Source organism: Cupriavidus sp. C3SS-1 (genome assembly GCF_057073755.1).
This window is the reverse complement of sequence record NZ_CP172700.1, coordinates 1,717,940-1,737,727: the sequence shown is the minus strand read 5'-3', so window position 1 is coordinate 1,737,727 and position 19,788 is coordinate 1,717,940. Positions and strand designations below refer to the sequence as shown.

General features: G+C 67.2%; 17 protein-coding genes. 8 read left to right on the top strand and 9 right to left on the bottom strand.

Annotation, left to right across the window (positions count from 1 at the left end; all coding sequences use genetic code 11):
• The first annotated feature begins 36 nt into the window (after positions 1-36).
• From ACIGJC_RS24055 to ACIGJC_RS24045, 3 genes are read left to right on the top strand one after another with little or no spacing between them, the layout of a single operon-like run.
• Entirely contained in the window at positions 37-2,418 is a 2,382-nt protein-coding gene (locus ACIGJC_RS24055; RefSeq protein ID WP_483711910.1) for a xanthine dehydrogenase family protein molybdopterin-binding subunit, read from the top strand.
• Between the two features lie 3 nt (positions 2,419-2,421).
• Positions 2,422-3,249 (top strand): FAD binding domain-containing protein, encoded by an 828-nt coding sequence (locus ACIGJC_RS24050; RefSeq protein WP_483711909.1) that lies wholly within the window; start codon positions 2,422-2,424, stop codon positions 3,247-3,249.
• A gap of 8 nt (positions 3,250-3,257) precedes the next feature.
• A complete protein-coding gene (locus ACIGJC_RS24045; RefSeq protein ID WP_483711908.1) occupies positions 3,258-4,427 on the top strand; it encodes a xanthine dehydrogenase family Fe-S subunit in 1,170 nt (389 codons plus the stop codon).
• Positions 4,428-4,443: 16 nt separating this feature from the next.
• Here the strand turns inward: ACIGJC_RS24045 and ACIGJC_RS24040 are convergent, their stop codons facing one another.
• The 7 genes from ACIGJC_RS24040 to ACIGJC_RS24010 form a co-directional block, all read right to left on the bottom strand.
• Positions 4,444-5,241, bottom strand: a complete 798-nt coding sequence (locus tag ACIGJC_RS24040; protein WP_483711907.1) for an anti-sigma factor family protein — start codon at positions 5,239-5,241, stop codon at positions 4,444-4,446.
• Positions 5,238-5,744, bottom strand: a complete 507-nt coding sequence (locus ACIGJC_RS24035; RefSeq protein ID WP_483714373.1) for an RNA polymerase sigma factor — start codon at positions 5,742-5,744, stop codon at positions 5,238-5,240. Before ACIGJC_RS24035 ends, ACIGJC_RS24040 begins: the two co-directional genes overlap by 4 nt.
• A gap of 70 nt (positions 5,745-5,814) precedes the next feature.
• Complete coding sequence (locus tag ACIGJC_RS24030; RefSeq protein ID WP_483711906.1) at positions 5,815-7,296, bottom strand: YncE family protein; 1,482 nt, start codon at positions 7,294-7,296, stop codon at positions 5,815-5,817.
• A gap of 15 nt (positions 7,297-7,311) precedes the next feature.
• Positions 7,312-7,764: a DUF305 domain-containing protein gene (locus tag ACIGJC_RS24025; protein ID WP_483711905.1), complete on the bottom strand. Its 453-nt coding sequence runs from the start codon at positions 7,762-7,764 to the stop codon at positions 7,312-7,314.
• A gap of 142 nt (positions 7,765-7,906) precedes the next feature.
• A complete protein-coding gene (locus ACIGJC_RS24020; protein WP_483711904.1) occupies positions 7,907-8,896 on the bottom strand; it encodes a Bug family tripartite tricarboxylate transporter substrate binding protein in 990 nt (329 codons plus the stop codon).
• A 56-nt stretch (positions 8,897-8,952) separates the two neighbouring features.
• Positions 8,953-9,939, bottom strand: coding sequence for a tripartite tricarboxylate transporter substrate binding protein (locus ACIGJC_RS24015; RefSeq protein ID WP_483711903.1), 987 nt, complete (start codon positions 9,937-9,939; stop codon positions 8,953-8,955).
• A 38-nt stretch (positions 9,940-9,977) separates the two neighbouring features.
• On the bottom strand, positions 9,978-10,733 hold the full coding sequence (locus tag ACIGJC_RS24010; protein WP_483711902.1) for a GntR family transcriptional regulator: 756 nt from the start codon (positions 10,731-10,733) through the stop codon (positions 9,978-9,980).
• A 100-nt stretch (positions 10,734-10,833) separates the two neighbouring features.
• Here ACIGJC_RS24010 and ACIGJC_RS24005 point away from each other — a divergent pair, with 100 nt between their 5' ends.
• From ACIGJC_RS24005 to ACIGJC_RS23985, 5 genes are all read left to right on the top strand, one after another.
• The gene (locus tag ACIGJC_RS24005) at positions 10,834-11,682 is read left to right on the top strand and encodes an amidohydrolase family protein (RefSeq protein WP_483711901.1); all 849 of its coding nucleotides are present in this window, start codon (positions 10,834-10,836) and stop codon (positions 11,680-11,682) included.
• A 173-nt stretch (positions 11,683-11,855) separates the two neighbouring features.
• Positions 11,856-12,290: a cobalt-zinc-cadmium resistance protein gene (locus ACIGJC_RS24000; RefSeq protein ID WP_483711900.1), complete on the top strand. Its 435-nt coding sequence runs from the start codon at positions 11,856-11,858 to the stop codon at positions 12,288-12,290.
• Positions 12,291-12,478: 188 nt separating this feature from the next.
• Positions 12,479-13,837: a TolC family protein gene (locus ACIGJC_RS23995; protein WP_483711899.1), complete on the top strand. Its 1,359-nt coding sequence runs from the start codon at positions 12,479-12,481 to the stop codon at positions 13,835-13,837.
• Between the two features lie 2 nt (positions 13,838-13,839).
• The gene (locus ACIGJC_RS23990) at positions 13,840-15,000 is read left to right on the top strand and encodes an efflux RND transporter periplasmic adaptor subunit (RefSeq protein WP_483711898.1); all 1,161 of its coding nucleotides are present in this window, start codon (positions 13,840-13,842) and stop codon (positions 14,998-15,000) included.
• A 5-nt stretch (positions 15,001-15,005) separates the two neighbouring features.
• The gene (locus ACIGJC_RS23985; protein WP_483711897.1) at positions 15,006-18,122 is read left to right on the top strand and encodes an efflux RND transporter permease subunit; all 3,117 of its coding nucleotides are present in this window, start codon (positions 15,006-15,008) and stop codon (positions 18,120-18,122) included.
• 93 nt (positions 18,123-18,215) lie between these two features.
• Here the strand turns inward: ACIGJC_RS23985 and ACIGJC_RS23980 are convergent, their stop codons facing one another.
• Both ACIGJC_RS23980 and ACIGJC_RS23975 read right to left on the bottom strand, forming a co-directional pair.
• A complete protein-coding gene (locus tag ACIGJC_RS23980) occupies positions 18,216-18,398 on the bottom strand; it encodes a hypothetical protein (RefSeq protein WP_483711896.1) in 183 nt (60 codons plus the stop codon).
• A 130-nt stretch (positions 18,399-18,528) separates the two neighbouring features.
• Positions 18,529-19,755, bottom strand: coding sequence for an MFS transporter (locus ACIGJC_RS23975; protein ID WP_483711895.1), 1,227 nt, complete (start codon positions 19,753-19,755; stop codon positions 18,529-18,531).
• Positions 19,756-19,788 lie beyond the last annotated feature (33 nt).

Below are 19,788 nucleotides of genomic sequence, written 5' to 3'. Positions count from 1 at the left end.
GGACCCGCGGCGGCACATTCTGAAGACAGGATATCGATGGAACCGAATCATTCGTTGGAAGGGCAGGGCCAGGGGGTGGGCGCCCGCGTGGCGCGCAAGGAAGATGCCCGGCACCTGCATGGCAAAGGCAGGTTCGTGGCGGACATCGCCATGCCGGACCTGCAGGAGGTGGCATTCCTGCGCAGCCCCGTTGCGCACGCCCGGCTGCTGTCGGTCACCAAGCCGCAGTCGCTGGCCGCATCGGTGATCGTGCGCGAGGACATGCAGAGCGCGAAGGACATCGTCGCCGACTCGGCCTTTCCTTCATACAAGCCTTCCGCGCAGCCACCACTGGCGAGCGGCAAGGTACGCTTTGTCGGCGAGCCGGTGGCCATGGCCTTCGCGCCGACCCGCGCCGACGCCGAGGACATCGCCGAACAGGTCGCGCTTGAACTGGACGAGCTGACGGCGCTGACCGATGTCGCGCAAGCACGGCAGCTTGCAGGAGCAGTCCGTGTGCATGAGCACTGGGCCGACAACACCTTCCTGACGCTGACGGCCGACAAGAACTTCGAAGCACGGCAGCGCGAGGCGACGGTCGTTGTGAGCCGCAAGATCGACCTGGCCCGCCAGTGCATGGTGCCGATGGAAGGCAAGGCCGTGCTGGCCTACTGGGACCACCAGTTCGATCAGCTGGTCGTTTACAGCGCCACGCAGGTGCCGCATATGATCCGCACCATCCTGAGCCACTGCCTGGGGCTGGAGCAGGAACGCGTGCGCGTGATCTCGCCCGATGTGGGCGGGGCATTCGGCTACAAGTGCGTGCTGCAGCAGGAGGAGCTGTGCATCGCGTGGCTGGCCATGACGTACAAGCGTCCGTTCCGCTTTATCGAGGACCGGCGCGAGCACCTGACCGCCGGCGCCAATTCGCGCGAACACCACTACGAGCTGACCGCTTACGCCGATGCGCGTGGCAGGCTGCTGGCGCTGGACGCAAGGATCGCCATCGACGGCGGCGCCTATTCGGTGTGGCCGTTCACCATCGGCCTTGAACCGGGGCAGGCAATAGGCAACCTGCCGGGGCCGTATGCGTTCGATGGCTATCGCTGCGAGACGGTCTGCGTGGCGACCAACAAGCCCGGCTTCGTGCCGTACCGCGGCGTGGCCCGCACGGGTGTGTGCTTCGCAATGGAACTGCTGATGGACGCCATCGCACGCGAGGTCGGCCGCGAGCCGTGGGAAGTTCGCAGCGAAAACCTGGTGCCGCCGCAAGCCATGCCCTACGTCAACGTGACCAACAAGCACTTCGACGGCGGTGATTATCCGGCCAGCGTGCGCAAGGCGATGGAGATGATCAACGTGCCGGCGATCCGTGCGCGCCAGAAGGCTGGTCCCGAGGGAAGCCGCTACGTGGGCGTGGGTTTCGGCACCTACACCGAGCAATCGGCCCATGGCACGTCGGTGTTCGCGGCGTGGGGCACGCCGGTGATTCCTGGCTTCGACTCCGCCACCGTGCGCATCACGCCGGACGGCGGACTGGAGGTGCGCGTCGGCGTGCATTCCCACGGGCAAGGCATGGAAACCACGTTTGCGCAGATCGCAAACGAGATCCTCGGCATCGATGTTGCGCGAATCAAGGTCGTTCATGGCGACACGGGCCTGACGCCGTTCTCGACCGGCACGTATGCATCGCGTTCGCTGGTGATGTCGGGCGGCGCAGTTTCACGCGCGTGCAAGGCGCTTTTGCCGCGCTTGCTGAAAATCGGCGCGCACATGCTGGGCCAGCCGGAGCAATCCGCGCGCTTCGACGCGGGCTTCGTGCGCGCTGGCGAGGGCAGCATCGCCGTTGACCGCATTGCCGATGCCTGGTACATCAACCCCCACCTGTTGCCTGCCGACGTCGATGCGCAGGGGCTGGAAACCACCATGGGCTTCAAGCCGGCGGTCGACACGGGCAGCTTCACCTACGCCACGCATGCGGTCGCTGTGGAGGTCGATATCGATTCCGGGCATGTCGAGATCCTCGACTACGTCGTGGTCGAGGACTGCGGCACCATGATCAATCCGATGGTGGTGGAAGGGCAGACCTACGGCGGCGTGGCGCAGGGCATCGGCACTGCCATGTTCGAAGAGATGCGCTACGACGGCAATGGCCAGCCGCTCGCTTCGACGCTGGCGGACTACATGCTGCCGGGGCCGACCGAGATCCCGTCGATCCGCATCCATCATTTCGAGACGCCGTCGCCGCACACGGAGTTCGGCGCGAAGGGCATGGGCGAGGGCGGTGCCATCGCCCCACCGGCCGCCATCTTCAATGCGGTCAACGATGCGTTGCGCGACTTCGGCGTCGAACTCAGGGAAACCCCGCTGACCCCGAGAAAGGTGCTGGAGGCGCTGGACGCCGCCGCGGCGCAATCCGAAAGCAGGAAGGCTGCCTGAACCATGAAAGCCGTTGCCTTTACCTATCAAGCACCCGGCTCGCTGGCCGATGCGCTCACCCGCCTCGGCGCGGGCACCGATGTCGCCAAGACCATGGGCGGAGGCCAGTCGCTCGGCCCGATGCTGAACCTGCGCCTGACGCGCCCGGATGCGGTCGTCGATGTCTCGCGGCTGCCGGAACTGCGCGAGGTCACCGTCACGTCGGACTACGTTCGCATTGGCGCCTGCGTGACCCATGCGCAGATCGAGGACGGCGTGTTCGAACCGCTGCGCGGCACCATGCTGCAGGCGGTGGCGGGCGGCATCGCCTACCGCGCGATCCGCAACCGCGGCACCGTGGGCGGCAGCCTGGCCCATGCCGACCCTGCGGCGGACTGGGTGGTCACCATGACGACGTTGGGCGCGCAGATCGAGATCGCCTCGGCCGCGGGGACCCGCGTCGTGCCGATGGATGCCTTCATGCTTGGCGCCTACACCACGGTGCTGGAGGAAGGCGAGCTGATCGCCGCGGTGCGCGTGCCGCCGGCCAGCGACGATACGCGCTGGGGCTACCAGAAGCTGTGCCGCAAGACCGGCGAGTTCGCCGAGGCGAGCTGCGCGGCTTACTTCGACGCCAGCCGCCGTTTCGCGCGCATCGTGCTGGGCGCGCTCGACGGGCCGCCGGTGGTGCTGCGCGAGCTGACCCGAGCGGTCGCGGCGCAGGGTGCCGCGGCACTGACCGCGCAGGCCGTGGATGCGGCCATCGCCCGCGCCGCGCCGGACAAGGACGCGATCGACCGCAAGCTGTGCCGTACCGTCGTGACGCGCTGCGTCACGCAAATGCTGAACTGAGGAGCCCTGTGCAAACCATCGCATTCACCGTCAATGGCCGGCAGGTATCCGGCGCATGCGCGGACCGTACCCACCTGGGCGACTTCCTGCGCGATACCCATCGCCTCACCGGCACCCACCTTGGCTGCGAGCACGGCGTCTGCGGCGCGTGCACGGTGCTGGTCGATGACAGGCCTGTGCGTTCGTGCATCACCTTCGCGGCCGGTTGCCAGGGCGCGGACATCGTCACGGTCGAGGGCTACGAGGACGACGCCGTGATGGCCGATCTGCGTGTCGCCTTCAATCGCCATCATGCGCTGCAGTGCGGCTTCTGCACGCCGGGCATGCTTGCCACGGCGCGCGATATCGTGCTGCGCCTGCCGGATGCCGATGAGGCGACCATCCGCCATGAACTCTCGGGCAACCTGTGCCGCTGTACTGGCTATATGGGCATCGTTGCCGCGATCCGTTCGGTGCTGGTTGCGCGCCGGTCGGCAAACGCAGGTGCGGTACGCGCGCCCGCCCCGGCCATCGCCAAGGCGTTCACTGGCTTTGCCGTTTCGGACGAGGCGCTTGGCGCCGAGTCCGCGCAGGCTGGCCCCGCGGCCAATGAGGCGGGACGCGCGGCTGATCGCAAAGGGTGGTCGCGTATCGAAGGCGCCTTTACTGTGCCCTATGCAGTCGATGCGGTCTGGGCGTTCATGGCGGACCTGCCCGCCGTGGCAGGCTGCCTGCCGGGTGCCGTGCTGACCGAAGTGGAGGGCGAGAAGGTCAAGGGACACATCGCCATCAAGTTCGGCCCGATGTCCGCACGCTTCGAAGGCGCGGCACGCCTGCAGCGCGACGACAGCCAGAAGCGCGGCGTGCTCAAGGGGGCGGGGCAGGATTCGCTGAGCAACTCCAAGGCCGCCGGCGATATCGCGTACCAGCTCACCGCTCGCTCGGCCGGCGAAACGGACGTGGCGGTGGACTTGCAGTACTCGCTGCAAGGGCCGTTGGCGCAGTTCTCGCGATCGGGGCTGGTACGCGATTTCGTCCGGCGCATGATTGCCGACTTCGGCAAGTCGGTGGCGCGCAGGATGGACCCCACGCTCAGCGAAGCGGAGCGCATGAAAGTCGTGCAGCTCAATCCGGTGGCGCTGTTCTTTAGCGTGCTCTGGGAACGCGTGAAGGGACTCGTCGGCAAGCGCGAGCGCTAAGCGCGCCAGCCCGTCGCTATGCCGGCGCGGGCCGGCCTACGCGCTGGTCGATCTGCCGCCGCATTTCATCGGCAAGCGGATGCAGGTCATTGGTCGAATCCGCGGCAACCAGGCTGTAGCCGAGTCCCTGGTCCGCCCAGGAATACCCCGCCACGCCGGCCTGGCGATGCGCTTTCATCGGCGTGTTCCGTTCCACTTTCATCGGCCGCACCAGCATCGCCACGCGCATGCCGTGTCCGTCGTCATACATGAAGAGCCCGGCCGGCCCGTGCTCGGTTGCTACAAGGCGTCCGCCCATGTAGCGGTAGCCGGAGCGCGTCAGGTCCGGCACGGCAACGGGGCGCTGCAGCCGTGCCGACACCCACCTGACGAGATCGGCGTTGTCGTGCGCGCTGATTTCCACGGGCCGGTTCGGGTCGGAGGCAAAGACCTGGTAGCTCGCCGTGGCCTCGCGCGCCAGCGCGGCAATGCCTCCCGTCGCCGGCTCGGTGGCGCCGCGCCCCATCCAGCCGGCCATGCCCCCCACGCACAGCGCGATAAAGACCGACGCGGCCAGGCGCCACGGCGCGGTGCTGCGTGGGCGGCGTGCGGCGACCATGTGGCGCAGGTTCAGCTCGGGCGGAATCGGCTCGTCAGCCACGGGCGCGAAGGCAGCGCGCAACTGCTGGCGCTGCGCGATATAGCCCTCGACGCGATGCGCGACTTCCGGGTGATCGCGCAGGTAGGCTTCGATCTCCTTGCGGCGCGCCTCGTCCAGCGCGTTGTCCACGTAGGCCTGCAGGTCTTCTTCCTGCACGGGCCGGTTCTCGTTCATTTGACCCTCCGCAATGCCGTCTTCTGTGCCGATCCCGATGCTGCCGCGGCACTGCCATCCATGACCTTCAGCAACCGCTCCCGCGCGCGCGACAGGCGCGACATCACGGTGCCGATGGGAATGTCGAGCACCCGTGCGGCGTCCGCGTACGACATGTCTTCGACCGACACCAGCAGCAGCACGCTGCGCTGGTCCGCCGGCAAGGTATCGAGCGCGCTCATCAGGTCGCGGTAGTGCAGGCCGTCTTCCTGCGTGGCGCGCGCGCTCAGCGACTCCGCCACGTCTTCGATGGCGATATGCAGGTTGCGCGAGCCCGCCTGGCGGCGCAGCGCCGTCATCGCCTGGTTATGCAGGATGGCGAACACCCAGCTGCGGGTATCGCCCTGACCGCGACGGCTGTCCCAGTGCGTGATGATCTTCTCCAGGCAGTCCTGGACGAGATCGTCGGCGGCAGCCGGTTCGCGCATCAGCGCGCGCGCGTAGCGCCGCAACGCCGGAATCATCGGCTCGACGTGCTGCAGCAGGTCTTTCACGGCCAGTCCTCTCCGGTAAGCGCGGACAACGTGGCCACGCCTACATCGCCTGCACTTGCACGGGTGCCGCAGGCTTGCCATTGACGGCCGGCGCGATCACAAGATAGCGCCGCGCGTCGCTGCCGGCAATGCCCTGTACGAACTGACGGATCGGTCCGATCGCGTTGACGATGGCCCCGCCGGCGGGATTCGCCGTGAAGTTCGCCAACGGTTCCAGCGGCCCGGTGCCATCGGCCTGGCCAGCCAGTGCGAGCACATACGCCTGCTTCGGTTGCAACCCCGTTGCGGAGGCTTGCAGCACCTGCAGCAGGCCCTGGTCGAACAGTGTCACGGTGGTTGGGGCGCTGTCGCCGGCGACCGGCTTGCCATTGGCCAGCGCGACCATCTTCAGCTGCGTGGTCTGTCCCGCCGCGCCAAGCGGCTGCAGCCCTTGGGTGCCTGCGCCCTCCGGCACGGCACGGGGAACGTAGGCGATGGCCTGTGGGGCCTGGCCAACGGGCACGTTGGCCACGACCTGATTGGTGGCCGTATCGATGGCCGCGAGGCTGTCCGCGTTCTCCAGGCCCACGTAGATGCGGGTGCCGTCGCCGGACGGCCACAGGCCATGCGGCAAGGCGCCCACGGGGATGGTCGCGACCGGGCTGAAGTCGTCCGTGCGGAACACCTTGACCTGGTTCAGCCCGCCGATGGTGACGTAGGCGAACGTGCCTGCCGCGGTGTGCGCGAAGTTCACGTGGTTGGTGATCGCGCCGGTCTCAAGGGTCTTGAGCAGGCCGAAGGGCGGGCGGGCGTCGAACACCTGGGTCTTGCCGATATCCTTGAGCGTGAACCAGACCTGCTTGCCATCCGGCGTGGCGGCGATGTTCGGGCAGAACGGGCTGTCCTGCTTCACGCGCGCGACGACCTTGTGATCGGCCACGGTGACCACCGCGACTTCCGGGTTGAACGACGAGCAGATGTAGCCGTACTTGCCGTCCGGCGAGAAGATCTGCATGCCAGGGCCCGCCGCGACGGTGATGCGGGTCTTCTCCGCGAAAGTTTCGGCGTCGATGACCGAAATGTAGTTCTCGCCGCGCACCGTCACCCACACTTCTTTTCCGTTGGGGGTATAGAAGGCCTCATGCGGCGAACGTCCCACGTAGGTCACGTGCTTGACGGCATTGGTCGCCGTGTCGATGAACGACACCGAGTTGGAGCCGATCGACACCACCGCCAGCGTGCGCCCGTCTGGCGAGAAGCCCAGGCCATGCACGAGCAACTGGCCGCGGTAGAGCGGGCTGAGGTTGCCCGGTGTCGGATCGCCCAGGCGAATCACGCCGAGCAGCTTGTTGTCGGCCGGGTCGGTGACCGACACGGTGTTGGAGAACTGCTCCGCCGCGTAGATGCGGTCGCGATGGCTGACGGGCACGTCGGGCGCACTCAGCGGGCCGGGGGCCTGGCCGGCCAGTGTGACGCCTGGCAGGCCGAGCAGCAGCGTGAGGGAAAGGGCGGCTTTGACGATCTTGGCGGAGTTCCGTTTCATGGCTTGGTCTTCTTGTCAGTGGGCGTGCGTGGCGTGGCTGTGCCCGGCCGCTTGAGGCGGCGCGTCGGTGCTGGCGGGCTGGGTCGGTGCGGGGGCGGAGGGTGGCAGCGGCTGGCCGAGCGCGAGCCGCATCGCGGCGATCTCCTGCAACTGCTCGACGACGATTTCCTGCGCAATGCGGCGCAGCTGTTCATTGCGCCCGTAGCGCAGCTCGGCCATGGCCATGTCGATGGCGCCCTGGTGATGCGGGATCATCATCGCGGCAAAATCCTGGTCGATATTGCCGCTGGGCGGCACGGCCATGCCGTCCATCATCCGCGTCATGGCGGCCTCGTTTTCGGCGGCGAACTTCTGCTGGTCGGTGGTGGACTGGGCATTGGCGGCGGCAGGAAGCAGAAAGGCTGCCGTCAATGCCAGGATGGCCCAGGCAGGGGCGGGGGATCGCGGTAAGCGGGGCGGGAGTGCCATGGTTCCTCGTGGTTCAGGCGGTCCGGGAAGGGACTCATGCCTGAGTAGACGCAGGAGGGGGCGGGTTTATTCCGCCGCGAACCGGATTTTTTTCAGGGGGGGATTGGCGGAGCATCGCCGCATGCGATGTCCCCGCCCCGGTTCAATCCGGCTTAATCTGCGCCCGCGCAATAATCGGCTTCCACCGCTGCTGTTCCTGCGCGATGAAATGCGCGAATTCCTGCGGCGTGCTGCCCACCACCAGCGCGGCATCGGCGCTAAGACGCTGCATTGACGCCGGGCTCTTCACCGCCTTGGCCGCGGCGTCGGCGAGCTTGTCCGTGGCCGGCTGCGGCAGGCTTGCCGGGGCCAGAAGACCGTACCACTGCGTCATCTCGAAGCCTGGATAACCCTGCTCCGCGACGGTTCCGACATCAGGCAGCTGTGGAATGCGCTGCGTCGTGCCCGTGGCGATGCAGCGCAGCTTGCCCGCCTTGATGAACGGCAGGATGGCTGGCGCGCCCACGGCTGCCGCGTCAAGCCTGCCGGACAGCAGGTCGGTAATCTGCGGACCACTGCCGCGGTAGGGCACATGGGTAATGAAGGTGCCGCTGGCAGCCTTCAGGTACTCGAAGGCAAGATGCCCCGCGCTGCCATTGCCGGCCGAACCATAGTTGAGCTTGCCAGGCTTGCTCTTGGCCAGTGCAATGAACTCCTTCAGGTTCTTCGCCGGTACGTCTGGATGGATCACGTACAGGCTCGGCACCTTGGACAGCAGCGACACCGGACGGAAATCCTTGTTCGGGTCGTAGGGCAGCTTGGCGAAGATATAGGGATTTACCGCGAGAGTGCCGATATGGCCGAGGATCAGCGTGTGCTGATCGTCGGCGCGCGCCACTTCTCCCATGGCGACGTTGCCCGCGCCGCCGGGCTTGTTCTCCACGAACACCGACACGCCGAGCAGGCGGGTCAGTTCAGCGGCGGTCGAGCGGGCCACGATCTCCGAGCTGCCGCCCGGCGCGAACGGCACCACCAGGCGGATGGGCTTGGCGGGCCACGCCTGCGCCCGGACAAGCGAAGGCGCAAGGGCGCCGGCGCCCAGCGCGGCGGCAAGCTTCAGTACGTCGCGGCGGACAGGGTCAAACTGGGTCATACATTTCTCCGGGAATTCCTGATGACAGGGCGTGCAGCGGGTGAGCGGCGCTCACCTCATTCGGGCTTGACGTTGCCGTCCTTGATGACCTTGGCCCACAGGCGGGTCTGGTTGTCGATATAGCGGGCAGCTTCCGCGGGCGGCGCCGCCACGACCTCGCCGCCCAGCTCCGCGATGCGCTTGCGCACGTCAGGGCTGTTCATGACTTTCTGCAGCGCCTCGGACAGCTTGCCGGTAATGGGCTGGGGCGTACCGGCCGGGACGAACGCGGCATTCCACTCATAGACTTCGTAGCCGGCCACGCCGGCTTCCTCCATGGTCGGCACCGACGGCAGCGCCGCCGTGCGCGTGTGGCTGGTCACCGCAAGCGGCCTGAGCTTGCCAGCCTTGATGTGCTGCAGGCTCGATGCCACGTTGGCGAAGAACAGCGGCACCTGGCCGGCGATGACATCCGTCATGGCCGGGCCACCACCCTTGTAAGGGACGTGCAGCAGGTCCACGCCGGCGCGCTGCTCGAACAGCACGCCGGACAGGTGCTGGGCCGAGCCGTTGCCCGACGAGGCGAAGGCCACCGTGCCAGGCTTCTGTTTGGCCATGGCCAGGACATCCTTGACCGAGTACGCGGGGAATCCCGGCGTGGCAACCAGCACATTGGGATAGCGCGCCAGCACGCCAATCGCCGTGAAGGCCTTGGCGGGGTCATAGGGCAGGCGCGGATACAGGCTCGGGTTCACCGCGTAGGAAGACGCATCGACCATCAGCGTGTAGCCGTCGGGCGCGGCCTTGGCGACGTAGGACGCGCCGATCTGCCCGCCGGCGCCGGGCCGGTTTTCCACGATGACGGACTGGCCCAGTTCACGCCCGAGCCCGGGCGCGATCAGTCGTGCCATCAGGTCGGCGCCGCCGCCGGGCGGATAGGTCACGACTATGGTGATGGGCCGGGTCGGCCACTGCGCGGCCGATTCGGTGGCTTGCGCGAGGGCAGGACTCAGCAGCAGTCCGGCCGCCACGGCGGCTGCAATGCGTGTTGTCGAAGGCTTCAAACTGGTCTCCACATCAATGGAAGTGCTTTCTTCATGGGTCACCGGATGTCCGCCTGGTAGCGGAAGGCGTGGGCATCGCCCCTTGTCAGCCGGTACTCGGCACAGTTGCCCTGCAAGTCATAGGCGCGTCGCGTCACCAGCGCGCACGGATGGCCATGCGGCAAGTCCAGCAGGTCAGCCTCTCCGGTATCCAGCGTGCAGAAGGTCACCTCGTCGACGGCGCGATGGATGGTGACGCCGCATTGCGAGCCCAGCAGCGGATAGAGCAGGTCGCCCCATTCGGCTTTGGGCAGGCGCTGCAATGGCTCGCACCGCGGCAGCGGCAGCCATATCGATTCCAGCAGGCGCGGCTTGTCATCGAGCCAGCGCCGCCGCGAGATCGCCAGGCCGCGCGCGCCGGCATCGAGCCCGAACAGGGCGGCCATGCTCTTGTCCAGCCGCGCCGCGCGGCACGACAGGATTTCGGACCGGGGAATCGCCACGCCCGGCGCCCCCGTGTCTGCGCGGAAGCGGAAGAAGCGCATCATGCTTGCGCCAGTGAGCCCGTTGCGCACGAAGGTGCCTTTGCCCTGTACGCGTTCCAGCAGCCCTTCCTGCACCAGGACGGCAATGGCTTGCCGGATGGTGCCCAGCGCCGTGCCGAATTCGGCGGCAAGCGTGCTTTCCGCCGGAATCGCCGCGCCGGGCTGCCAGTCGCCGTCGACGATCTTGCGCTGCAGCTGCGCCGCAATCCGGCCATAGCGGCTGACCCCCGGGGCGGTCGCGGCACTGTGCAGCGAGTCGTTGTCTTGCATCTGGCGTCCGTGTTAGATTGATGTCCTCTAGAGGACTAGATTAGCCGTGGGTCGCCTGTTGCCATATAAGGGCTTACCCGCAGGCAAGGAATGGGTGACGATGATGCGTAATGCGATGCCGCTGGTGGATTGCCACTTTCACCTGTTCGATGCCGGGGCCGGCACGCCGTCCGCGCGCTATCGGCCCGCTTATGCCGCGCGCATCGAAGACTGGCAGCAACTGCTCGCCCCGATGGGAGATGCCTATGGCGTGGTCGTGCAGACCAGTTTCCTTGGCACGGACAACTCCGTACTGCTCGCGGCACTGCGCGCGCGCTTGGATCGGCTGCGCGGCGTGGCCGTGGTGGACCCGTCGGTCTCGGACGAAGCGCTGGCTGACATGCGCGCGGCAGGCGTACGTGGCATCCGGCTCAATCTTTTCGATGACCCGGACTGGGCACGCATCGGCACGGCGCCGTGGCGCGCGCTGTTCGCGCGGGTGGCGGCACTGGGCTGGCATGTGGAGTTGCATACCGCGAACGGGCAGGGCGGCGCGATGCTGGCCGAACTCGACGCCGCGCTCGGGGATTGCCGCGCACCGGTGGTGCTGGATCACTTCGGCAGGCCCGGTGAAGACGGTCTCCGCGACGGCGTTTTCGCTGTGACGACACAGGTGCTGGCGCGCCGGCAGGTATGGGTGAAGCTGAGCGCTCCGTACCGGCTGCCGCCTGGAACGGACTGGCGTTCGCTGGCGAAGGCATGGGGCGGGACGGTGGGGCATGACCGGCTGTTGCTGGGCAGTGACTGGCCGTGGACCAACCATGAATCCGCTGCGCGCGCGGAGGAATGCGCGGCGTTGTTCGACTGGCCGTCGGAGCCCGGTGCCGGCGGCGAGGCATCCAATGACTGCGGTGCCGCTGAAACGCTACGCTGGCGGAATGCAGCGGCGCTCTACGGTTTCGACCTTTAAGGCCTCCGTGTCTTCCATACGCTTTCGCCCCGGGGCCCTCGTCACCTGTTCCAAGGGAACGAACCGGCCCATTCCCGGTCCATCGTAATCGTTCAGTTACAATGTTGTACCGCAGCACGGCTGGCGCTTCCTCCGTGAAGTGCCGTATCAAGCCCTGCTGAACGCCCCCGACCATGCGATTTCTGTTCCTGCTGCTGACTGCCATGTGCCTGTCGCTGCTCTCTTTTGGAGCGGCGGCGCATGCGCACGCGGATTTGCAGGGGAATGTCGCGTCGGTAGCCGTCCAGGCTGCCGCCGTGCCCGACAAGGTCACCGAAGTTGCGGCCTTGCCATCCGTCGACGAGATGGGTCGGGTGATCGCCCCCGGCGATGACGGCCTGCACGACGAAGACGCCATCGACGACCCGCCACCGGGCTACTGCAATATCTGGTCGGCCGATCTGCTCGACCCGCTTGATCTGCTGGACGAGATCGAAGAGTCCAGCGCCTTGTTTGACCTGCCCACCGCGAAGCTTGTGCTGCCCGCGGAAGATTTCTGGCAGGCACCCTCCGGGCGCACCGCGCCGCCCGCCACGGCTTTCTTCAAGCCGCCGATTTCCCTCGCCTGATCCTGTTCGCCTCCGGCGCGCGGCATTGCCGCGTCCGGGGTGCGCCCCATTGCCTGGCCAGAACTCCCGGCGCGCCTTCGCGCTAGCCGGCTGAATCCGTTGCGGTCGTCCGCCTTTTTCGCATTGCGTGCGCGAGGGCGGGGTCGCGGCGTGGCGCGGGCAGCCGTATCGCTTGCTTTCCAGACTCAATGACAAACACCAAGCTGACCCTGATCGCGTCGCTGTCGCTGGTGGCGTTCGCCGCCGCGCCGGCGCAGGCCAGCGACGACCTGCGCCCGCCGGCCGCCGTCGTCCTCGCCGCCAGCAACCCCGCGCCCGCGCCGTCCGCCGTCCCCGCCGGCCCGTCCTACGGCCTGAACGATCTGCTGGGCATGGCGCAATCCACCAACAAGGGCGTCGAGGCCGCGCAGGCCAACGTCGATGCCGCCAATGCCGCCATCACCAGCGCACGCGCCTATCCGAACCCGCAGGTCGAGGTGATGTATGGCCGCCTGCAAGGCAAGCAGCCTGGCGTTACCAGCGGCAATGCGCCGACCTACGCCATCACCCAGAAGCTGGACTACCCGCACCAGCGCAGCCTGCGCGAGGACATGGCCTCGCGCGGCCTGGAAGCATCGCAGGCGCTGCGCCAGGGATTCCGCGCCGAGCTTGCCGCGCGCGTGAAGACGGCCTACTTCGAAGTGCTGCGCCGCGAGAGCGAGCTGCAGGCCGCTTCCGAAGACCTGGCCATGACGCGCCAGATCCATTCGCGCGCGCGCTTGCGCGTGGAGGTGGGCGAGGCGCCGCGCTATGAACTGATCAAGGCCGAAACCGAACTGCTGGCCGCGCAGAAGAGCCAGCAGACCGCCGAGCTGCGCGTGAACCAGGCCAAGGCCGCGCTGCGCCAGCAGGTTGGCGGCGCGATGCCCGCTCAGTTCGGGCTGGACGGCAACCTGGGCCACGCGCCCGAGGTGCCGCCCCTGCCGCAGCTGCGCGGCACCCTGAGCGCGAGCAATGCCGAACTGAACCAGCGCCGCATGGAACTGGAGCGCGCGCGCCTGGGCGTCGATTACCAGCGTTCGCTGCGCTGGCCGGAAGTGGCCGTGCGCGCGAGTACGGACCGTCAGCCGGACAACAACGTCTCGCAGATCGGCCTGGTGCTGACCATTCCTCTGTGGGACCGCCGCAGCGGTCCGGTGGGCGAGGCCACGGCCCAGGCCACGCAGGCCCGCAGCGCGCTGGAAGCGCGCGAATTCGAGCTGGCGCAGGAACTGGAGACCGCCTACCGCCAGTACGAGATCACCCAGTCGCAGGTGACCGCGCTGGAGTCCGGCATCGTGCGCGAGGCCGAGTCCGCGCTCAACGTGGCCGAGTCGGCGTACCGCTTCGGCGAGCGCGGCATTCTCGACTACCTGGACGCGCAGCGCGTGCTGCGCGGCGCGCGCAATGACCTGATCGCCGCCCAGTTCGACCTGCAGGTCGCCGCCATCCAGATCGAAAAGCTCATGTCGACGGCGCCGGGCACCACGCCCGCGGGCCAGCCGTCCTCCACCATCCAGAACCGATAACCATGCGTCCCAATTCCCTGCTTTCGCTGACGGCCGTCGCCGTCATGGTGTTTGCCCTGGCGGGCTGCTCGAAGGAGCCTGTGCAGGCCACCGAGGCGCCCAGGCTGCCACCCGGCGTGGTCAAGCCCGAAGCCAACCTGATGAAGACGCTGAAGGTGGCGCCCCTTGCCACGTCCCCGTTCAGCGAGATGCTGCGCGTGGCCGGCCGCATCGATTTCGACGAGCAGCGCGTGTCCCGCGTCGGCGCCAGCGTGACGGGGCGCGTGACCGACCTGTACGCAGCCCTGGGCGAGGAGGTCAAGGCCGGCCAGGTGCTGGCCCGCCTGCACAGCACCGAACTGGGCGCCGCGCAGATGGCCTTCCTGAAGAGCGAGGCGCAGCACGAACTGCAGGCCCGCAATGCCGAGCGCGCCCAGCAACTGTATGCCGCCGACGTGATTGGCCGCGGTGAACTGCAGCGCCGCCAGAGCGAGCTGTCGATTGCCTCGGCCGAGATGCGCGCTTACCGCGACCAGCTGCGCGTGCTGGGCATGTCGCCGGCGAGCATTGCCGAGCTGGCCAAGAACGGCAGCATCAACTCGCATTCCCCTGTGTATTCGAGCATCAGCGGCACGGTGGTGGAACGCAACGTGGCGCAGGGCCAGGTCGTGCAGCCGGCCGATGCGCTCTACACCGTGGCGGACCTGTCGCGCGTGTGGGTGGTGGCCGAAGTGCCCGAGCAGCAGGCCGCGCAGGTGGCCGAAGGGCAGAGCGTGGAGATCGAGGTGCCGTCACTGGCCAACGGCAAGGGCGCACAGACCATTACGGGCAAGCTGATCTATGTGGGCCGCACGGTGAATCCGCAATCGCGCACGGTGCTGGTCCGCACGGAACTCGACAATCGCGAGGGTCGTCTTAAGCCGGCCATGCTCGCCAGCATGCTGATCGCAAGCAAGCCGGTCGATCAACTGGTGGTGCCGGCGTCGGCGGTGGTACGCGAAGGCAATGACGAACTGGTCTACGTCGAGATGGCGGACGGACAGTTCCGCCAGACGCGCGTCAAGCTGGGCGCGGAGAGCGACGGCATGCGCGTGGTGCTCAATGGCGTCAAGGCCGGCGACCGTGTCGTGGTGGATGGCGCATTCCATCTCGACAACGAGCGCAAGCGTCTCGAACAGGGCTGAGCACCATGATGAAATCCCTAGTTGAAGCGGCCATCAAGCAGCGGCTGGTGGTATGCGTGCTGGCCGTGGTGCTGTTCTTTTTTGGCCTGCGCGCGGCCACCAGGCTGTCGGTCGACGCGTTCCCGGACGTGACCAACGTGCAGGTGCAGATCGCCACCGAAGCGACGGGGCGTTCGCCCGAAGAGGTGGAGCGCTTTGTCACAGTGCCGGTGGAGATGGCCATGACCGGCCTGCCCGGGCTGGAAGAGATGCGCTCGCTGAACAAGGCCGGCCTGTCGCTGATCACGCTCGTGTTTACCGATGCCACGGACGTCTACTTCGCGCGGCAGCTCGTCATGGAGCGCCTGATCGAGGTATCCGGGCGCATGCCCGAAGGCGTGACGCCGGTGCTCGGGCCGGTCTCGACCGGCCTTGGCGAGGTCTACCAGTACACGCTGGACCGGTCCGACGACGGCAACCGCGAGCTGACGCAGGAAGAACTGGCCGAGCGCCGCATCGCGCAGGACTGGGTGGTGCGCCCGCTGCTGCGGTCGATCCCCGGCGTGGCGGAGATCAACTCGCAGGGCGGCTACGTGCGCCAGTACCAGGCGCTGGTCAACCCGGAGCGCATGCGCCACTACGATGTCTCGATCCAGCAGGTCTACCAGGCTCTGGCTCGCAACAACGCGAACTCCGGTGGCGGCGTGCTGCCGCACTACGCCGAGCAGTACCTGATCCGCGGCGTGGGTTTGGCCAAGGGCGTGGACGATCTTGGCAGCATCGTGCTGAAGGAAGTCGCCGGCACGCCGGTCTACCTGCGCGACGTCGCCACCGTCACCATCGGCCATGAGGTGCGCCAGGGCGCGCTCGTGAAGAACGGCCAGACCGAGGCGGTCGGCGGCATCGTCATGATGATGCGTGGCGGCAATGCCAAGGAAGTGGTCAGCCGCGTGAAGGCGCGCGTCGCGGAGATCAACGCCAAGGGCATGCTGCCCGGCAAGCTGCAGATCGTGCCGTACTACGACCGCAGCGAACTGGTCGATGCCGCGCTGTGGACGGTGACCAAGGTGCTGCTGGAAGGCGTGGTGCTGGTCGTGATCGTGCTGTTCCTGTTCCTCGGGGACGTGCGGTCGTCGGTCATCGTGCTCGCCACGCTGGTGTTGACGCCGTTGCTGACCTTCATCGTCATGAACCGGATGGGGCTTTCGGCCAATTTGATGTCGCTGGGGGGGCTCGCCATCGCGATCGGCCTGATGGTGGACGGCTCGGTGGTGGTGGTCGAGAACGCGTTCGAGCGGCTGGGCCACAAGGAGCCGGGGCTGACCAAGACGCAGATCCTGGTGAAGGCCGTGCAGGAAGTGGCCACGCCCGTGATCGTCGGCGTGGGCATCATCATCCTGGTGTTCCTGCCGCTGATGACGCTGTCGGGCATGGAAGGCAAGATGTTCGCGCCGCTGGCGTTCACGATCTCGATCGCGCTGGCGATCTCGCTGTTCCTGTCGCTGACGTTGTCGCCGGTGCTGAGTTCGTACCTGCTCAAGGGCGGCGCGGAGCATGACACGAAGCTCATCGCCTTCATGAAGCGGCACTACCTGCGCATGCTGCACTGGGCGCTGAGCAACAGCCGCAAGACGGTGATTGGCGCAGTAGGTGCCTTTATGCTGACGCTGGCCATCGTGCCGCTGCTGGGCACGTCCTTCATCCCGGAAATGAAGGAAGGCTCGATCGTGCCGGCCATCGACCGCGTGCCGAATATCTCGCTGGAAGAGTCGATCAAGCTGGAGAAAGAGGCCAACAAGCTGGTGCTGAGCGTGCCCGGCGTGAAGTCGGTGGTGTCGGGCGTGGGCCGCGGCGAAAGCCCGGCCGACCCGCAGGGCCAGAACGAATCGACGCCGATCGCCAGCCTCAAGGACCGCGACGAGTGGCCCGATGGCTGGACGCAGGATGACATCGCCAACGCCATCCGCGAGAAGCTCAAGGCCATCCCTGGCGTGCAGATCGTGATGGCGCAGCCGATTTCGGACCGCGTCGACGAGATGGTCAGCGGCGTGCGTTCGGACGTGGCGGTGAAGGTGTTCGGCGACGACCTCGACAAGCTGCGCGAACTCGCGGGCGAGATCGCGCGGGTCGCCGGCGGCATTCAGGGATCGCAGGACATCCGCATCGAGCGCGTGTCGGGGCAGCAGTACCTGTCGATCGAGATCGACCGCCAGGCGATTGCGCGCTACGGGCTCAATGTGTCGGACATCCACGACATCATCGAGATCTCGATCGGCGGCAAGCGCGCCACGGACATCTTCGAAGGCGAACGCCGCTTTGCCGCGGCCGTGCGCCTGCCCGAGGAATTCCGTGGCAATGTGCAGGCGATCCGCCAGTTGCTGGTGTCGACGCCCAACGGCATCCAGGTGCCGCTGCAGAGCGTGGCGAAGATCGAGGTCAACGACGGCCCCGCGCAGATCAGCCGCGAAATGGCCAAGCGCCGCGTGGTGGTGATGATCAACGTGAAGGATCGCGACCTCGGCGGCTTCGTGGCCGAACTCCAGCAGGCCGCCGGCGCCAAGGTCAAGCTGCCGGAAGGCTATTACCTCGAGTGGGGCGGCCAGTTCCAGAACATGGAACGCGCCATGGGCCACCTGAAGATCATCGTGCCGGTGACCATCGCGGCGATCTTCTTCCTGCTGTTCCTGCTGTTCAACTCGCTGCGTTTTGCCACGCTGATCATTACGGTGCTGCCGTTCGCGTCGATCGGCGGCATCATCGGGCTGTTCGTCACCGGCGAATACCTGTCGGTGCCGGCGTCGGTGGGCTTTATCGCGCTGTGGGGCATGGCGGTGCTCAATGGCGTGGTGCTGGTGTCGTACATCCGCACGCTGCGCGATTCGGGACTGTCCTTGCATGAGGCGGTGGTGCAGGGCGCGACCCAGCGTTTCCGGCCGGTGATGATGACGGCGACCATTGCCATGCTCGGCCTGGTGCCGTTCCTGTTCTCGACCGGCCCCGGCTCGGAAGTGCAGCGCCCGCTGGCGGTGGTGGTGATCGGCGGATTGATCACGTCGACGTTGCTGACGCTGGTGATGGTGCCGACGTTGTACCGCTGGTTCGACGACCGCAAGACGGACCCGACCCGGGATGTGCCGGTCTGACGCGGTCATGCCGTGATGCGGTCGCGATGATCGGAAAAAAGGCGCTTCGCAGGTTACGCGAAGCGCCTTTTTCTTTGGCTGCTTGCCCGTGTGTTACGACACCGAAATCACCTTGATGTCTTCCCATTGCGGATGCAGCAGCCGCAGCGTGGCCAGGATGGCCTTCGGGTCCTCCGCATGGCGCTCGGACAACGCGACGGCTTCCGTGGTGGTGATGACCGGCTTGCGGCCCTTCTGGCGATATTCGATCTCGACGCTCTTGGTGACAAATGACATGGCTGGCTTTCCGGGAAGTGGTTGCCTGGCCCGGGGACGACGGTCAGGCAGGAACAATAACGGCAGGCCGGCGCGAGACTTTTGATTCGGGCAAATACGGAGTGTCAGGTCATTCCCGGAAGGCGCCCGTTCAGGGCCGTTCGGTGGCGAAGTACAGCAAGGCCAGGATCGGCAGCGCGACACCGATGCCACTGGCCAGCGGCCAGCCGCCGTGCGCATACGCCCAGCCGCCAATTGCCGAGCCCAGCGCGCCGCCGACGAAGAACATGGCCATGAACACGCCGTTCAGCCGGCCGCGGTGCTCGGCGCTTAGCGAGAAAATTGCCCGTTGGCTGACCACCAGGCTGGCCGAGACACCAAAGTCCAGCACGATGGCGGCGACGGTCAGCATGGCCAGTGCAAACATCGATCCAGGCGTGCCGGCCAGCCCGAGCAGGAACGATCCCGCGCCAAGCAGCAAGGCAAGGGCCGTCATGCGCCGCCCGCGACCGCGGTCCGCCAGCCGCCCGGCGATGGGGGCGGCGATGGCACCCGCCACGCCGGCCAGTGCGAACAGCGCAATGCCGCGCTGCGTCAGGCCGAAGCCTGGCCCGGAAAGGTAGAGCGGCACCGTGGTCCAGAACAGGCTGAAAGCGCCAAACATGCTGGCCTGGTACGCGGCGCGCCGGCGCAGGACTGGTTGCGTGCGCAGCAGTTGCCACATGGAAGCCAGCAATTCGGTGTAGTGCACGCCCGGCGGCGGCGCGCGCTGGGGCAGGCGGCGCGACAGGATGAACGACAACAGCGCCATGACCGCGGCCGACAAGGCAAAGATGGCATGCCAGCCCCAGAGGTCGGCCACGATGCTGGCGATCGGGCGGGCCAGCATGATGCCCAGCAGCAGGCCGCTCGTGACATTGCCCACCGCGCGTCCGCGCGCATGGTCGGGCGCAAGGTGGGCGGCAAACGGCACCAGCACCTGCACGGCCACGGAGCAAAGCCCGATCAGCCAGGCCGCCAGCAGGAAGGTAAGCGCATGCGAAGCATAGGCCGCAGCGGCTAGCGCCACGGCATTGCCGGCCAGCAGCCGGCATACCAGGCGGCGGTTTTCCACCAGGTCGGCCAACGGCACCAGCAACAGCAGCCCGAGGCAGTAGCCGGCCTGGACCAGCGTGACGATCAGTCCGGCCGAGCCGGGCGACAGCCGAAGCGCAGTCGCAATCGGCCCCACCAGCGGCTGGGCGAAGTACAGGTTGGCGACGGTGATGCCGCAGGCGGCGGCGAGCAGCGGTATCACCCAGGCGGGGACGGACTGCGGCGGCTCGATCGGGCGCGTGCCCGATGCGGTGGCCCCGCCGGTTTCGGATTGGACGGTCATGGCGATCTTCAGCTGGGCGGCAGCGGGTGCCGG

What these genes read in the sequence shown, in the direction of transcription:
- ACIGJC_RS24055 (WP_483711910.1), top strand. Translation starts at nt 37, where the DNA reads ATGGAACCGAATCATTCGTTGGAAGGGCAGGGCCAGGGGGTGGGCGCC.
- ACIGJC_RS24050 (WP_483711909.1), top strand. Translation starts at nt 2,422, where the DNA reads ATGAAAGCCGTTGCCTTTACCTATCAAGCACCCGGCTCGCTGGCCGAT.
- ACIGJC_RS24040 (WP_483711907.1), bottom strand. Translation starts at nt 5,241, where the DNA reads ATGAACGAGAACCGGCCCGTGCAGGAAGAAGACCTGCAGGCCTACGTG.
- ACIGJC_RS24035 (WP_483714373.1), bottom strand. Translation starts at nt 5,744, where the DNA reads ATGATTCCGGCGTTGCGGCGCTACGCGCGCGCGCTGATGCGCGAACCG.
- ACIGJC_RS24030 (WP_483711906.1), bottom strand. Translation starts at nt 7,296, where the DNA reads ATGAAACGGAACTCCGCCAAGATCGTCAAAGCCGCCCTTTCCCTCACG.
- ACIGJC_RS24025 (WP_483711905.1), bottom strand. Translation starts at nt 7,764, where the DNA reads ATGGCACTCCCGCCCCGCTTACCGCGATCCCCCGCCCCTGCCTGGGCC.
- ACIGJC_RS24020 (WP_483711904.1), bottom strand. Translation starts at nt 8,896, where the DNA reads ATGACCCAGTTTGACCCTGTCCGCCGCGACGTACTGAAGCTTGCCGCC.
- ACIGJC_RS24010 (WP_483711902.1), bottom strand. Translation starts at nt 10,733, where the DNA reads ATGCAAGACAACGACTCGCTGCACAGTGCCGCGACCGCCCCGGGGGTC.
- ACIGJC_RS24005 (WP_483711901.1), top strand. Translation starts at nt 10,834, where the DNA reads ATGATGCGTAATGCGATGCCGCTGGTGGATTGCCACTTTCACCTGTTC.
- ACIGJC_RS24000 (WP_483711900.1), top strand. Translation starts at nt 11,856, where the DNA reads ATGCGATTTCTGTTCCTGCTGCTGACTGCCATGTGCCTGTCGCTGCTC.
- ACIGJC_RS23995 (WP_483711899.1), top strand. Translation starts at nt 12,479, where the DNA reads ATGACAAACACCAAGCTGACCCTGATCGCGTCGCTGTCGCTGGTGGCG.
- ACIGJC_RS23990 (WP_483711898.1), top strand. Translation starts at nt 13,840, where the DNA reads ATGCGTCCCAATTCCCTGCTTTCGCTGACGGCCGTCGCCGTCATGGTG.
- ACIGJC_RS23985 (WP_483711897.1), top strand. Translation starts at nt 15,006, where the DNA reads ATGATGAAATCCCTAGTTGAAGCGGCCATCAAGCAGCGGCTGGTGGTA.
- ACIGJC_RS23980 (WP_483711896.1), bottom strand. Translation starts at nt 18,398, where the DNA reads ATGTCATTTGTCACCAAGAGCGTCGAGATCGAATATCGCCAGAAGGGC.
- ACIGJC_RS23975 (WP_483711895.1), bottom strand. Translation starts at nt 19,755, where the DNA reads ATGACCGTCCAATCCGAAACCGGCGGGGCCACCGCATCGGGCACGCGC.